The sequence below is a fragment of the Amycolatopsis thailandensis genome, from assembly GCF_002234405.1.
GTDB lineage: Bacteria > Actinomycetota > Actinomycetes > Mycobacteriales > Pseudonocardiaceae > Amycolatopsis > Amycolatopsis thailandensis.
The window spans coordinates 42,553-56,723 of sequence record NZ_NMQT01000008.1 but is presented as its reverse complement, the minus strand read 5'-3'; the positions used below and the strand labels follow the sequence as shown (position 1 = coordinate 56,723).

Below are 14,171 nucleotides of genomic sequence, written 5' to 3'. Positions count from 1 at the left end.
GCCACGATGCCAGTCACCCCCGACGACCTCGACGCCGCGATCGGGAGTGTGACCGCCGGGCTGGGCCAGGCGTCGGGCCGTGACTGGTCGGCGGTGCCGGGCACCGGCGAACTGACCGCCTGGCAAACGGCCGAGCATCTCGGCGACTGTCTCATCTCCTACGCGGGGCTGCTGATCGCCCGGCCGTCGCTGCCGCGTTTCGTCTGCTTCGAAGCCGTCGCCGAGGCGACAGCGAAGCCGTGGGAACTGCTGGAGTTCGTCATGGTCGGTGGCCGCGTCCTGGGTGCCGTCCTCCGCACGACGGACCCGGACGTCCGCGCGTACCACCCGAGCGGCGAAGCGGACATCGAGGGCTTCGCCGGGATGGGGTGCGTCGAGGTCTTGGTCCACGGCGAGGACATGGCCAGGGGGCTCGGCGTCACCCTCGATCCGCCGCGCGACCTCTGTTCACGGGTGCTCGCGCGGATGTTCCCGGACGTCGACGCCGGCGACGTCGACCCCTGGACGGCGTTGCTGTGGGCGACGGACCGGACGGACCTTCCCGGACGGCCTTCCCGCGAGGGCTGGCAGTGGCGAAGTGCCCCTTTGGACGATCCTCGATCTGACCGGCCGAACGGTTCCTGACCGTCACCGACCTCCTACGAGGAGTACGTGGGTACGGCCGATCGGCGCAACTTCGCCGTTGAAACGTTTGTCACCGCGGAATCCGGGAACTTTTCCGCCATGTCCAGATGGCGAACCACCAGTAGGAGCAACACGGCCGTGCGGGTCATCACCGGCATCGGCGCGCTGTTCGCGTTCATCGAGCTGCTGTACATGGTCATGGTGCTCGCGGGAGCCAACGCGGGCAACGGTTTCTTCATCTTCATCCAGGCGCTGGCCAAGCCGCTGGCGTTGTTCTGGCCGGGTCTCTTCCCGGTCAGTGACCCGAATCTCGCGGTCATCCTCGACTACGGTCTGGCCGCGGCGTTCTGGGTGATCCTGGCGGGCGTGATCGCCCGTTTCGCGGCCCGCTGACCCCCTGCGGCGGCATTCGGCGTCCCGTTCGGCGACACTGGACGAATGAGCGACGGCAGATGGTTCGAGCTGAACCCCCTCCCCGAGCTGTTCGGCCTGGCCGCCGCCGGGCGGGCGCTGTTGCCGAACGTGCCCGTGACCCCGGCCGCGGTGCTGAAGACCGTGACCGAACAGCTGGTCGGGCGACGGCTGACCGCCAAAGTGGACGGCCACGACGTCGGCCTCACCCTGACCGGGCTCGACTACCAGGCCGACAGTCTCAGCCTGGCCGCCACCGGCCGGATCGGCGACGTCCGCATCGTCGTCGAGGACGTCGACTGGCCCGAGACGCCGCTGCGGCGCATCACCGTGCTGGCGTCCAACGTCCGGCTCCGTTCGCTTCCGTCCCCGGCCGCCATCCCCGAACAGGTGAGGATGGCGATCCGGGTGTCCCCCGAGGTTCTCCAAGCGCGCGTGGCCGAGGCCCGGCCGGGCATCATCGTGACCCCTGGCGACGACGGGCATTTCCACATCCGCTGGGAAAAGCGCCCCCGCTGGGGCCATCTCGCGCTGGAGTCCACTGTGGAGGGCGACGCCGTCGTGCTCCGGCCGATGTCCGTCCACATCGGACGCCGCCGGTTCGGGCCACCGGCGCGGCTCAAGCCGATCGTGCTTCCGCTGCCGGAGCTCCCGCGAGGGATCCGGCTCATCGCGGTCGAGGCGCACGACGGTCACCTGGTCCTGCACACGCTGGCGGAGGAATGGCCGGAGAAGCTGTCCACCATCCCGCTCGGTGACCTGCTGGGCTGGGTGACGACGGCGGTGACCACGCTGACCCTGCCCAGGCTCGGCGGCCGCTAGCGGTACCGCGCTAGGCGTTTTCGCCTCGCTCACGCAGGTATCGCGTGTGGTCGGCCTGCTGGTGGACGTCGCCCGCGTAAAACCGTTCCGCGATGCGATGCGCCTCGGTCTCCATCAGCTCCAGTTGCGCGAGGAGTTCATCGGACGCGCTCGGCTCGCCGCCGGCCCGCCGTTTGGCGGCGAACCACCACGGCAGATTGAGGTAGGTCTGCACGGAGAGCGGAAGGTCCGTCCGCGCCAGCCGGGTGACCTCGTGCTGGACGTCGGGGCTGGCCGACAGCCGCTCCGGCCTCGACAACAGGTCGTCGAGGATTCCGGCGACCCGCCGCACACCGTCCACAGAGGACCCCGGCATCCTTTGCGCCTGCGCGGTCACCTTGTCGACCAGCGAACCGAGATCCGCGCGTAACTGCCCGGCCTCGGCGACGACGTCCACCGGCACCAGCCGGACCCGTTCGGGCGGCGCGAGCAGGGCGAACACGGCGTACAGCCCGGCGACCACCAGTGGCCACAGTCCGCCGACGACGCCGGTCAGGTACAGCGCGAGCCCGATCAGCCCGCCGACGCAGCCGGCGAGGTTCTTCGTGGAGCCGAGATAGCGGATCATTGGTAGCCGCGGATTTCCTGGAACACCTTGGGCAGCACGTCACCGCGCGCGTCGAACACGTTGCCGCCGGTGCGTTTCGCGACCTCACCGAGTTCGGCGGAATCGCCCTCGCCGAAGATCACGGTGAACACCGGGATCTGCCGCACCGCCTCCGGCAGCGACGGGAACTTCCGCTGGAAGTCCTCGAACGTGGAGCCGCTCGCGTTCTCCCCGTCGGTCATCAGGACGATCGACGTGAACCGGTCCGGATCGCGCGCCACCAACGGGCCCATGATGTCGTACGCGCGCTGGAGACTGTCGTAGATCGCCGTGCCGCCGTTCGCGTCGAGTCCTTCGGCGAAACTCTTGCTCTTGTCCAGGGTGGGCCGCGGGTCGCCTTCCGGCACCGCGAAGGTCTCCGGGCGGCCGGGCACGGTGTCGAACGGCAGCATCGTGACCTCTTCGCGGCTGCGGAAGCGCCGGTGCCGGCCGGTCAGCGACCCGTCGGCGCCGGTCAGCCCGATCAGCGCGGTGCGCAGCGACTCGATCCGGTCACCCGCCATGGAACCGGAGGTGTCGAGCACGTACAGCGTCCGCGACGGACGTCGGATCTTGTCGAAGTAGGCGCCCAGCAACGCGTCGACAGCCTGCTGCGTCGCGGGGAACGGCAGCTCCACCAAGTCTTTCTGCGCGAACTGCTGTCCTAAAGGGACACCTGGGACCACGGGGCGGCGCTGCGTGGTCTCCATGATCTTGCGCTGTGTGTCCGGTGTGCGCAGCCGCTCGGCCAGCTTGCGGTGCGCGTCCCGCGCGTCGGAATTCGCGCCCTGCAGCAACGTCAGCGGATAGTCGGCGGTGACGACGCCATCGGACGGGTAAACCAGCGTCAGCGGTTCGGGAAGTTTCCCGCTCGCGTTCATCGACAGCAGGACGGACTCGTAGTTGATCAGGCCGTCGACCTTCTTGCCGGGATCCTGACCGCTCGCCCGTCGTTGGTAGGCCTCGGAAAGCCAGCCGGACGAGCCCGCCGACATCGCCTGCGCGCTGAAGAACTCGGTCAGTTTCGGGGTGACGGAAGCGATCTGCCGCGCGTCGACGGCGTTGCCCGCGCCCGCGAGCGCCGACGCGACCCCGACGAGGGCCGAGAAGCCGGAGTTCGACGCCGACGGGTCGGTCATGCCGTAGGTGAAGGCCTTCTTCCCGGCCTGCTCGGCGATCTCGCCCCAACCCACCGGCCGCCCGGTCCAGCCGAGCCGTTGCGCCGCCGACGCGGACAGGCCGAGCACCACCGGCGAGCTCATGATCTTCACCTGCTCGCCCAGCCGTTTCGCCGCCTCCGGAACCGCCGCGGGATACCGGTTCGAGGAGAACCAGACGGCGTCGTACTGGCCGTCCACCTTCCCTCCTCCGAGCGACTCGGTGCCTTCCAGCGTCCCGGTGAACTGGAACTTGACCTTGACTCCGGTCGCGGCCGCCTCCTGCTCCAGCAGCGGTTGCAGGTCCGCCAGCTCACTGCCCGCGAGCACCCGCAACGTGCCCGGCTCGGCCTCCCCCAGGCTCCGCGTCCCGCCCTCGCTCGAATCGCAGGAAACCAGTGTCAGCGCGCAAAGCGCCGCCAGCCCGGCCGTCATCCAGCGTTTCACGATGCCCCCTCGGCCGTCGCCGTCTCGTGAGACCGGCGCAGATGGTCTTCGGCTCGCCGGATCTCCCCGGACAACGCCTCCACGGTCGCCGCCATCGTCGAGACGGCACCGGCCTTGTACTCGTCGATCGCGTCGATGCTGCGATAGATCCGGTCGAACGACTCCCGGATGGTCGCCACCGCCACCGCCGGATCGCTGCCCGCGCGCTGGATCTCGGCGCCGCGCAGCTCCAGGATCTCGGCGTTGGCCCTGATCAGCCCGTCGGTGGTGGCCTGCACGGCCCGGACTTCGTCGAGGACGTCCTGCTGCCCGGCGAGCGCGCCGCTCACCAGCAGTGCGACCCGCAGCGCCGCGACCGTCGTCGACACCGCCCGCTCGATCCCGCGGATCAGCTCGTCGTTGTTGCGCCGCACCAGATCCAGCGCGAGATAGCCCTGCGCGCTCACCGCGAGCTGGGTCAGCAGATCCTGGTGCCGCTGCCGGATCGGATGCAGCGCGTCCGCCCGCAACGCCTTGGCCCGCGCGGGATCGGTGAAGTCGAAGATGCCCGCCTGACGGTCGACAGCCGTGTCGACGGCCTCGGCGAACGCGGCCGCTTCGGACAGCTTCCCGAGCGTCCCCCACAGCCGCTCTCGTTCGCCTTTGAGCGCGGAGTTGTCGCGGCGCAGGACATCTTGCCGGGCCCGCAGGTCCAAGACCAGCGCGTTCACCGGCTCGTTGGCCGCGCGGTAGCGGTCCAGTGCCTTCTTCGCGCTGCCCGCGACCGGGATCAGGCCCATCAGCTTGCGCCCGGTGATCGGCAGCTTCGCCGGGTCGATCTCCGCGACGGTCCGCCTGAGCCCGGCCAGGCTCACCGTCGCCTGCTGTTGCGGTGAACCGGTTTCCGCCAGCGCCCGGGCCGAACGGTCGAGCAGCGCACCCGCGACGGTCGCCGCCGCGCGCATGTCGGACTCGCCGACCGCGAGCAGCTCGTCCAGGACCCTGGTGAACTCGGGCGATCGGACGTCGAGCGCTTCGAGCCGCTGGGCGAAACTCTCGGCGCGCTTCGCGACCTCGGCGTGGACCTCCGGTCCGAGGGTGACCAGACCGGCCGCCCGCTCGGCCGGGATCGCCTCCACCGGTTCGGGTGGAGTGAGCGTGAAATCGTCCATCAGTACTGCTTCTTCACGGCGTCGAGCAGGCGCTCCAGCGTTTCGTACGACGGCGGCTCGATGGCGTCCACCAGGTCGGCGGGCACCGGCGCCTTGGCCGCGGCGACGACGTCGGCGAACAGCCTCGGGTCACCGGTCCGGAAACCGAAGGTGGCGGCCATTTTCCCCAATTCCGGGTCGGTCGCGAGCAGCCTGCCCACCTGGTCGCCGTTCGGCTTCAGCGGGACGAGCGTGTGCTTGGAGTACACCGTCGGCGCCGTGTAGAGCAGGCGCATGTCCGGCCGGATCGAGCCGTCGGCGCGGACCAGCCTGTCGACGAACTGCGACTCGTAGATCAGCGCCATCGGCGTCTTGCCCATTCCGGCGGCGAGGTAGTCCTCGAACGGGCCTTCGGTGCTGTTCTGCGTGTAGCCCTGGTCGATGAACAGCTTCGACACCCCGGGCAGCACCTTCGCCTCGGCCTCGGGCGTGCTGACCACGTTGTTCCCATTGGCGACGAAGGAAACGATCGACAGGTACATCGCCGCCGAGTTCGATTCGCGCGGGTCCGTGGTCGTGACCAGCACGTTCTTGCGGGCCGGGAAGGCGGTGTTGCCGGGGAGCTGGTCCCAGCGCGTGCCCTTTTGCGCCAGTTCGAGGTACTTCGCGACGTCGAGCACCTGGTAGTCCCCGGCGCCCTTGCGCACGATCCCGTTGGCGCTCAGCAGGTTCACGATCGGCTCGAAGGTCGCGATCGCCATCGGCGACTGGAACGGCGTGTGCACACCGGTCACCTTGTGGTCGCGCTGGATCCGCTGCGCGGCCGGCGACGAGGACGGGAACGCGAACTCGTACTGCCCAAGGTCCATGCTCGCGATCTGCCGCGAGCCCGCGGTGTCCACCTCGATCTTGAGGCCGTGCTTGGCGAACGCGTCCACCACTCGCTTGTCGGAGAAGAACGCCAGCTTCTCCGAACCGATGACCCCGCGCACAGTGGTCAGATCCGTACCCTGCGCGGTGTTCTCGTCACCACCCCGGCCCCAGACGATCACGGCGACCACGGCCAGCAGCAGCACCACTGCCAGGCCGATCGACAGACGGCGTTTCACCGGCCCACCCCCTCGTTCACAGGCTTGATCCTTCAGCCCGTTCGACTCTTTTGACGCGCGGGCGAGCCATTTCGAAGTGAACGATCGATGAACGGAAGACGTCGTCAGTTTCTGGCGAAACGTTGGCGTGGAAGGGAAATTTGGGTCCGGGCGGTAGAGAGCCCATCGGGTGGGGCGTCGGTGCAGGTGGTCGTGAGTGGCGTTTCGGGTTATCGAGGGGTAAGGCAAAGTGTCTTGCTGGAGGTGATGTCCGTGAAGGCCTCCTTGAGGGACACTGGGTCCCTCAAGGAGGCCTTCACGGACTTTGCGTTCGGGAGACCTGACCGTGGTGAAGGGGACTTTCCTCTCATCGCATGAGCGGAAAGTCCCCTTCACCGCAGGTCTTGCGGGTACCGCGGCCTCGTGGGCGACGGAGGCTCGACGGCGTTGCGAAAGCCACGTTCGCAACGTTGAGCGTTGCGAACGTGGCTTTCGCAACATCCGAAACCGGCAGGTGGACAGGCCAGGCACACGCCACCTTTGCCTTACCCCTCAATAACCCGAATCGCCACTCACGACCACCCGGCTCTCGAAATCAGATCACGGACTGCTCCGAGACCGGCAGGCACACGGTGAACCGCGTGTCACCCGGTGCCGAGTCGACCCGGAGATCGCCCTGATGCCGTTCGACGACGATGCGCCAGGAGATGTCCAGGCCGAGCCCGGTCCCCTGCCCCACCGGTTTCGTGGTGAAGAACGGCTCGAAGATCCGCTGCCTCACCTCCGCCGGGATTCCCGGTCCGGTGTCGCCGATCTCGACGTGCACGTGGTCGTCCACCCGGGACGTCCGCAGGGTCAGCGTGCCCTCGGTCCCCATGGCCCCCAGCGCGTTGTCGATGACGTTCGTCCACACCTGGTTCAGCTCACCCGCGTACGCCGGGATCCTCGGCACCGTGTGGTCGTACTCCTTCACGACACGGACGCCCGGCGCGATCTTGCCCGCCAGCATGACGAGCGTGGAGTCGAGTCCTTCGTGGACGTCGATCCACTGGTGCGGCGCGCGGTCCATCTGGGAGTACTGCTTGGCCTTGCCGACCAGCACCGAGATGCGGGTCGTCGAATCCTCGATCTCGCCCATCAGCATCTCGGTTTCGAGCGCGTACGCGAGCCAGCGGACGGCGCCGTCGAGGAAGGTCTCCCCGACCGATTCGAGCAGCCGGTCCAGATCGGGCACGGTCAGCCCGGCGCGGACGTAGATGTCGGCGAGGTCCCAGCCCTGGTCGATGCCGTGGTCGTCGAACCAGTCGCCGATCTCGTCCTCGCGGTCGGCCTGCTGCATCGCGGTCAGCTTCGGTGCCGAGGCGACCTGCTTGACCAGTTGTTCCTGGATCTCCAGCAACTGCTCCAGCAGCGTCGGGTCGACGTTCTTCTTCGCCAGCATCGCGAGCTTGTGCCGCATCCCGGCGACCCGCTCCCGCAACGACGCCGTCGCGCGGACGGCCGCGGCGGCCGGGTTGTTGAGTTCGTGGGTCAGCCCGGCGGAGAGCTCGCCGAGCGCGAGCAGCCGCCGCCGCGAGCCGATCACGGTGTCGCTGTTGCGCCAGCCGAGGTACATGCCCTCCAGCAGATGCGTCGCCATCGGGAACCAGCGGCGGAACTCGGTGGCGAACTCGGCCGCGGGCAGCGTCAGGAAGGTGAGGTCGCTGACAGCGTGCACCGAAGCGCCATACGTGTGTTCTGTCTCCTGGTGCACGAAGAACTGCGTCGCGCCGCAGTACGCGCCGCGCTGGTCGGACCGGATCGTCTCGACCTCGGTGCCGCCGACGAGCCGCGTCATCCGCAGCGCGCCGGACAGCAGGAGATAGAAACAGGTGGCCGGTTCACCCTCGCGCATGACCGTGGTGCCGCCGGTGTACTGCTCCAGGACGGCGTGCTCGTCGATCCAGTCGAGCTGTTCTTCGCTGAGGTGCTCGAAAAGGAAGAGCCCGCGCAGTTCCTCCCTGGGCAGAACGCTCATTGTTCCTCCAAGTAGCGGTGAACCAGGGTGACGGCCATGGCGCCTTCGCCGACGGCCGAGGCGACGCGTTTCACCGACGCGGCCCGGACGTCGCCCGCCACGAACACGCCGGGGATGGAGGACTCCAGGTAGTGCGGGTCACGCTCCAGCGTCCAGCCCGGCGGCGGACCGCCCTCGGTGAGCAGATCGGGGCCGGTCCGCACGAAGCCGTGGTCGTCACGCTGGATCTCCGTGCCGAGCCAGTCGGTGCGCGGCGCCGCGCCGATGAAGATGAACAGGTGCCCGGTGGGCACGGTCTCGGTCGCGCCGCCGTTCTCGCACAGGGTCAGCTGTTCGAGGTGATCGTCGCCGTGCGCCTCGACCACCGTGGTCCGGGTGCGAACGTGGATGTTCCCGATCGCGGCGATCTGCTCGATCAGGTAGTGCGACATCGACGCTTCCAGCGACTGGCCGCGGACGAGGATGGTGACGTCGGCGGCGTGTTTGGAGAAGAACACCGCCGCCTGGCCCGCCGAGTTCGCGCCGCCGACGATGTAGACGTGCTCGCCCTTGCACTCGGGCGCCTCGGTGGCGGCCGAGCCGTAGTAGACGCCACGGCCGGCGAGCTCGGCGACGCCGGGAGCCTCCAGGGCGCGGTAGTTGACGCCGCTGGCCAGCACCACGGAATGCGCGGAGATCTCGGTCCCGTCGCCGAAGAGGACCACCCGCGCGGAACCGCGCGCCTCCAGGCCCACGACGTCGCGGGCGGTGAGCACCTCGGCGCCGAACTTGAGCGCCTGCCGCCGCGCGCGGTCGGTGAGCTGCGCCCCGGAAACCCCGTCCGGGAAACCGAGATAGTTCTCGATGCGGGAGCTGGTGCCCGCCTGCCCGCCGGTGGCCTTGCGCTCGACGATCACCGTCCGCAGGCCCTCCGACGCGCCGTACACGGCCGCCCCGAGCCCGGCGGGCCCGCCGCCGATGACGATCAGGTCGTAGAACTCCTGCGCGGGCCGGGTGGACAGGCCGACGGCGTCGGCGAGTTCGGGTCCGGACGGCTGGCGCAGCACCGTGCCGTCGGGCGTGACCAGCACCGGGATGTCGTGGGGTGCCGCGTCCGCCGCGTCGAGGATCCGGCGGCCTTCGTCGTCGTCGACGGAGTACCAGCGGTACGGCACGGCGTTGCGCGCCAAGAAATCGCGCAGGTGGAACGACGGCGACGAGTACCGGTGGCCGATGAGCTTGATCTCGTCGACCGGCCGCTCCCCCACCGCGCGCCAGGTCTCCACCAGCGCGTCGATGACCGGGTAGAGCTTCTCCTCCGGCGGGTCCCACGGCTTGAGGAGGTAGTGGTCGACGTCGACGACGTTGATCGCCTGGATCGCGGCGTCGGTGTCGGCATACGCTGTCAGCAGCGCGCGGCGCGCGTTCGGGAACAGGTCCATCGCCTTCTCGAGGAAGACGATGCCGTCCATCTGCGGCATCCGGTAGTCGGCGAGGATCGCGGCCACGGCGTCGCCGCGCAGCTTGATCTCGCGCAGGGCTTCGAGGGCGTCGGCACCGGAATCGGCCCGGATGATCCGATAGTCCTTCCCGTACCGTTTACGCAGGTCGCGGGCGACCGAACGGGACACGGCGGGATCGTCGTCGACGGTCAACAGGATCGGCTGGCTCACCGGTTCAGCCTAATCCCTATTACGTTCGGGACGTGCTGACCGAAGCCGAAGAAGTGATCCACGCCCGTACCGCCATCGCGTGTGAAGCGGCCACGGGTCTGCCGGGCACTTTCTCCGCGTGGCGCGAAGACGGGCTGCTCGCGGTGCTGGCCACCGCACCGGAACTGCGGTTCCTGCGCACGATCTCCGGCGTCACCGAGCAGAACCTGCCGTCGGCCATCCGGCTCGCCGGCGCTTCGTGCTGGGACGGAGACCCACCGACACTCGTGCTTCCGGCGGGCTTGAACCCGGCCGGTCTCGTGCCCGACGGCGTCCGCCCGATCGCGATCCTTCCGCTCACCGGACTCGCGGCCTCGGACGCGGACGTCGACGACTCGCCCGACATCGACGTCTTCCTCCGCGTCCTGCTCGACGGGTACGAAAGCGGCGGCGTCGTGACGGAGTTCATCGCCGCCGAACACCGCGATCCGCGGATCCGGCGGTCGCTGCTGGTCCAGGACGGCGTGCCGATCTCCGCGGCCGCCCTGAGCCCGCACGGGGAAGGTGTCCTCCTCGGCGGATCGGCCACGCCGCGAGCACATCGCGGCAAAGGCGCGCAGGCGCGGCTGATGGCGCATGGTCTCGCCGCGGCCGCCCGCGAAGGGCGTCGCTTCGCCGTCGCGACCGCCGTGGAGGGCTCGCCGAGCCTGTCGAACCTGCGCCGTGCCGGGGCGCGGGTCCACTTGCGACAGGCTTTCAGGCTCGGGTGAGTTTGCGCAGGCGGAAGGCCAGGACGAGCAGCATGATGCCGTACAGCAGGGCGTAGATCCCGACCAGCAGCGCGATCCCGTAGGCGCCGGCGATCGGGTTGATCACGATCACGATGCCCGCGATCAGCGAGAGCGCGCCCGCCGCGATGAGGAAGGCCTCGCCCTCGATCTGCTTGCGCAGCCGGATCGCGGCGACGATCTCGACGATGCCGGTGAAGATCGCCCAGAACCCGACGAGGAAGGCCAGCACCAGCACGGTGATCCCGGGCCAGAGCAGCACGAGGACACCGGCGGCGATACCGAGGACGCCGAGGACTCCGTAGGCGGCGCGATGGGCGGCGTCACCCGGCCGGAAGGCCTGCATCAGGCCGCCGATGCCGTCGATGATCGCGTAGATGCCGTAAATGATCGCGAGGGCCAGGACGGTGGCGCCGGGCCAGATGAGCGCGAGTACGCCGAACAGGATGGCGAAAACCCCGCGGACGGCGGCCAGCGGCCAGGCGAGGCGGGGTTCGACGACGGTGAGACCGACGAGAGGCATGCCCCGAGTATCGGAGCGCCCGGAGGCGAGCGCGCGGCATGCCACCCGTAGGGGTGAAAGGCCGGTGCGCGCCGCGACCGCCATCACGGCGCGCACCGGGGTCCATCAGGGATAGGCGACCAGGTTCGCCACGTTCGAACCCGAATTCGCCGGTCCGCCGCGGTCGTTGACGACCCGGCTGATGGTGCCGTTCCCGCCGAGGGAGACCGCGACCATGCTGCGGAACCGGACGTCCGGATTGTTCGGCGCCTCGATCGCGCGATCCGCGACCACGCTCGGATTCACGTTGAAGAAGCAGTAACTCCCGAGCCCGTACGCCTCGTGGTTCGTCACCGAATTCGCCACCTTGTAGGCCGCGTAACCCCGCGTCGAACCGTTCATCCACGCGGCCTGATTCGGTGGGTCGTAAGGCATTTCGTTCTGATAGAAGTACGTCCGGCCGCGGTTTCCGTTCCAGAGTGTCTGGTACTTCTGGTAATGCTCGACGAACAGGCCGTACATCGCGACGTCGTCGCCGTTCACGATCAGCCCGGTGTCGGCGGTGTTGGTGTTCCAGCCGACGCCACTGCCGTGGTCGGCGCGCCAGATCCACAGGTGGTCGCCGATGACGTCGTCGCTGTTGACCACCAGGCTGTTCGTCGCCTTGCCGACGCCCGCGCCGCCGACGCGGAAGAACACGTCGTGCAGCGAAGTCGGGTTGGCCGCGTGATCCTGCGCGGAGTTCGCGGGGCCGACCTCCATCAGCGTGTTCGAGTTCGTGGTGCCCGCGTCGATCAGCACGCCGGCGACCTTGACGCCGTCGACGTCGGCCACCGTCATCGCGGTGATCCCGTTGTCGGGGATCAGTGTCGCCAGGCCGAGTCCGAGCACGACGGTGTCCGGCCGGGTGACGCGGAGCGTCTCGTTGAGGTGGTAAACGCCCGGAGTGATCAGGAGATCCTTACCCTCGGCCAAAGCCGCGTTGATCTGCGACGCCGTCGTGCCGGGCTTCGCGATGAAGAACCGGCTGATCGGCAGCGACGAGCCCGGCTGGTTCGCACCCCAGGTGATGCCCGAGGCGTTGGTGCGCCTGGAAGGCACGAAGACCTGGTACGCGCCCGCGTTGTCGACGTAGAGGAACGGCTTCTCCCGCACGACCGGCGTCGTGTTCACCGTGGTGTACGGCGGATTCGGGAAACTGGTCGACGGCGCGCCGCCGACTCCGGCGAACACCATGTTCCAGTTCGAACCACTCCAGCCGCCGAACTGCGAGTTGCGCGAGATCCACTGCTGCTGTGAGCCGGACCGGACCTGGCCGTCGACCTTGACGTCGGACATCCAGCCGCCGCTGGACCAGCCGCCGTCGTCGAGCTGCAGATTGCCGCGGACATGCATCCGGCGGTACGGCGCGGCCTGTGAAACGGCCCAGCGGTCGGTGCCGCCGTTGGGGTTCACGGACAGGTTTTCCGCGCCACGCCAGAAGTTCTGCGTCGCGTTACCCTCGAACCAGTCCGCCTCGGCGTGCACCGCGCCGTTGATCGTCACGTTGTCCGGTGAGAGGCCGAGCCCGAGCACCTGCGTGTAGAACCCGACGTTGACGTCGACGTTGTAGGACCCCGGCTTGAACAGCAGCGCCTTCCGGTTCGAGCCGAACTGGCTGGTCTCCTGCTGCGAGAAGACGCTGTTGACCTGGGACTGGATCGCCGCCTGAGACATACCGGGGTCGAAGACGAGCACGTTCGGCCCGAGGTCGGGGTTCGCGGTGCCGGTGACCGGCGTGAGCCGGAAGGACTGGGCGCCGGAGCCGTTGCAGGAATACTGCTGGAGCTGGGTGCTGTCCTGGGTCGAGAGGCCCGGGATGTCGAGGCACCGGCCGCTGTTGCGGCTCACGAAGTGATAGGCCCCACCCGTTTCCTCCACCGGCTGCCACTGCTGGTTGTTCCCGCCGCCGTAGGCCCACAGCTGGACGAGCCCGCCGTCGGCCACCGACACGTCGACGACGTCCCACACCTGCGCCGGGTTGTTGCGTGTGTTCACCCGGTAGAAGCCACCCGACGTCGGCTGGAACTGCCACTGCTGGGAGAAGGTCTGGTTGCAGGCGTACTGCTGGACGACCGTCCCGTTGGCCGACCCGGCGGCACGCGCGTCCACGCACTTCCCGCCGCTGGTCGTCACCGTGTACCAGGTATCGGGAACGATGGCCGCCTGCGCCGCCGGAGCCACCACGATCAGCGCTCCGACCAGGGAAAACAGGGCTATCAGGGCTGCTCTGGCCCTCATCAGGACCTCCTCCGCGTCATTCGGGCAGGGCGAGCTGAGGCGGAGCCCAGTGGAGACGCGGCGTAGCGGGCGGGGACCTCGGCGTCACGATGGTCGAAAACGTAACGGCGGTCACACGCGGAGTCAATACACGTCTAAAAATAAGGCTCAAAGATGCAGGTCAGCACCAGTTCCGACGATCGAGACCGCGTAGAGTGACCCCCGCGTGAACGGCCTCCGCGGGCGGTGTAATGTATGGACACACGAGATGCGGAGTACAACTTCGCTCCGGGGCTATGGCGCAGCTGGTAGCGCACCTCACTGGCAGTGAGGGGGTCAGGGGTTCGAGTCCCCTTAGCTCCACAGTGACGAAACACCGCCCACTTGGCAAGTTTGCCGAGGTAGGGCGGTTTTTTGCTCTCGCTAACTTTGAGAATTGGCACGGCGAACTTCAGTTACTGTTCAGTAGCTGGAGCAAATCTGGAGCACGCCACGTCAAATGGGGTCACATCGTCTGCTCCAGCTATGTAACCCGACCGGGTGGTCTACCCGTGACCCTCACAGCCGCACAAACCCGTCAACGCCGATGAGTTGCAGATTCCCTCGGATTAAAAGTCCCCAGCTCAGCCATGTTACCTAGTGGTGTTCAGTACCAAATTCTGCCAGTTTG

The 14,171-nt window shown here is 68.4% G+C and carries 12 protein-coding genes and 1 tRNA gene; 5 read left to right on the top strand and 8 right to left on the bottom strand.

Annotation, left to right across the window (positions count from 1 at the left end; all coding sequences use genetic code 11):
- The first annotated feature begins 6 nt into the window (after positions 1-6).
- From CFP71_RS01845 to CFP71_RS01835, 3 genes are all read left to right on the top strand, one after another.
- Positions 7-624 carry a maleylpyruvate isomerase mycothiol-dependent enzyme family protein gene (locus tag CFP71_RS01845; protein ID WP_093932066.1) on the top strand — a complete coding sequence of 206 codons (618 nt, stop codon included), beginning with the start codon at positions 7-9 and terminating at the stop codon, positions 622-624.
- Positions 625-762: 138 nt separating this feature from the next.
- Positions 763-1,017, top strand: a complete 255-nt coding sequence (locus CFP71_RS01840; RefSeq protein WP_093932065.1) for a hypothetical protein — start codon at positions 763-765, stop codon at positions 1,015-1,017.
- A gap of 45 nt (positions 1,018-1,062) precedes the next feature.
- Positions 1,063-1,857 (top strand): LmeA family phospholipid-binding protein, encoded by a 795-nt coding sequence (locus CFP71_RS01835; protein ID WP_093932064.1) that lies wholly within the window; start codon positions 1,063-1,065, stop codon positions 1,855-1,857.
- A 10-nt stretch (positions 1,858-1,867) separates the two neighbouring features.
- Here the strand turns inward: CFP71_RS01835 and CFP71_RS01830 are convergent, their stop codons facing one another.
- The 6 genes from CFP71_RS01830 to CFP71_RS01805 form a co-directional block, all read right to left on the bottom strand.
- Positions 1,868-2,464 (bottom strand): hypothetical protein, encoded by a 597-nt coding sequence (locus CFP71_RS01830; protein ID WP_093932063.1) that lies wholly within the window; start codon positions 2,462-2,464, stop codon positions 1,868-1,870.
- Positions 2,461-4,074 (bottom strand): hypothetical protein, encoded by a 1,614-nt coding sequence (locus tag CFP71_RS01825; protein WP_425266590.1) that lies wholly within the window; start codon positions 4,072-4,074, stop codon positions 2,461-2,463. Before CFP71_RS01825 ends, CFP71_RS01830 begins: the two co-directional genes overlap by 4 nt.
- 8 nt (positions 4,075-4,082) lie before the next feature.
- A complete protein-coding gene (locus CFP71_RS01820) occupies positions 4,083-5,237 on the bottom strand; it encodes a toxic anion resistance protein (protein WP_093932061.1) in 1,155 nt (384 codons plus the stop codon).
- Positions 5,237-6,325, bottom strand: a complete 1,089-nt coding sequence (locus tag CFP71_RS01815) for a hypothetical protein (protein ID WP_093932060.1) — start codon at positions 6,323-6,325, stop codon at positions 5,237-5,239. Before CFP71_RS01815 ends, CFP71_RS01820 begins: the two co-directional genes overlap by 1 nt.
- 574 nt (positions 6,326-6,899) lie before the next feature.
- Positions 6,900-8,321 (bottom strand): ATP-binding protein, encoded by a 1,422-nt coding sequence (locus tag CFP71_RS01810; RefSeq protein ID WP_093932059.1) that lies wholly within the window; start codon positions 8,319-8,321, stop codon positions 6,900-6,902.
- The gene (locus tag CFP71_RS01805) at positions 8,318-9,973 is read right to left on the bottom strand and encodes an NAD(P)/FAD-dependent oxidoreductase (RefSeq protein ID WP_093932058.1); all 1,656 of its coding nucleotides are present in this window, start codon (positions 9,971-9,973) and stop codon (positions 8,318-8,320) included. Before CFP71_RS01805 ends, CFP71_RS01810 begins: the two co-directional genes overlap by 4 nt.
- A gap of 32 nt (positions 9,974-10,005) precedes the next feature.
- Between CFP71_RS01805 and CFP71_RS01800 the strand changes: the two genes are divergently transcribed.
- Complete coding sequence (locus tag CFP71_RS01800; protein WP_093932057.1) at positions 10,006-10,722, top strand: GNAT family N-acetyltransferase; 717 nt, start codon at positions 10,006-10,008, stop codon at positions 10,720-10,722.
- Here the strand turns inward: CFP71_RS01800 and CFP71_RS01795 are convergent.
- Together CFP71_RS01795 and CFP71_RS01790 are read right to left on the bottom strand one after the other, a co-directional pair.
- Positions 10,709-11,263 carry an HdeD family acid-resistance protein gene (locus tag CFP71_RS01795; protein ID WP_093932056.1) on the bottom strand — a complete coding sequence of 185 codons (555 nt, stop codon included), beginning with the start codon at positions 11,261-11,263 and terminating at the stop codon, positions 10,709-10,711. The genes CFP71_RS01800 and CFP71_RS01795 overlap by 14 nt on opposite strands.
- Positions 11,264-11,368: 105 nt before the next feature.
- Positions 11,369-13,522: an RICIN domain-containing protein gene (locus CFP71_RS01790; protein WP_093932055.1), complete on the bottom strand. Its 2,154-nt coding sequence runs from the start codon at positions 13,520-13,522 to the stop codon at positions 11,369-11,371.
- A gap of 269 nt (positions 13,523-13,791) precedes the next feature.
- Here CFP71_RS01790 and CFP71_RS01785 point away from each other — a divergent pair.
- Positions 13,792-13,864: transfer RNA gene (locus CFP71_RS01785), tRNA-Ala, on the top strand.
- The last annotated feature ends 307 nt before the right edge of the window (positions 13,865-14,171 follow it).

Coding starts and splice junctions, on each gene's coding strand:
- CFP71_RS01845 (WP_093932066.1), top strand. CDS start 7: ATGCCAGTCACCCCCGACGACCTCGACGCCGCGATCGGGAGTGTGACC.
- CFP71_RS01825 (WP_425266590.1), bottom strand. CDS start 4,074: ATGACGGCCGGGCTGGCGGCGCTTTGCGCGCTGACACTGGTTTCCTGC.
- CFP71_RS01830 (WP_093932063.1), bottom strand. CDS start 2,464: ATGATCCGCTATCTCGGCTCCACGAAGAACCTCGCCGGCTGCGTCGGC.
- CFP71_RS01820 (WP_093932061.1), bottom strand. CDS start 5,237: ATGGACGATTTCACGCTCACTCCACCCGAACCGGTGGAGGCGATCCCG.
- CFP71_RS01795 (WP_093932056.1), bottom strand. CDS start 11,263: ATGCCTCTCGTCGGTCTCACCGTCGTCGAACCCCGCCTCGCCTGGCCG.
- CFP71_RS01835 (WP_093932064.1), top strand. CDS start 1,063: ATGAGCGACGGCAGATGGTTCGAGCTGAACCCCCTCCCCGAGCTGTTC.
- CFP71_RS01790 (WP_093932055.1), bottom strand. CDS start 13,522: ATGAGGGCCAGAGCAGCCCTGATAGCCCTGTTTTCCCTGGTCGGAGCG.
- CFP71_RS01810 (WP_093932059.1), bottom strand. CDS start 8,321: ATGAGCGTTCTGCCCAGGGAGGAACTGCGCGGGCTCTTCCTTTTCGAG.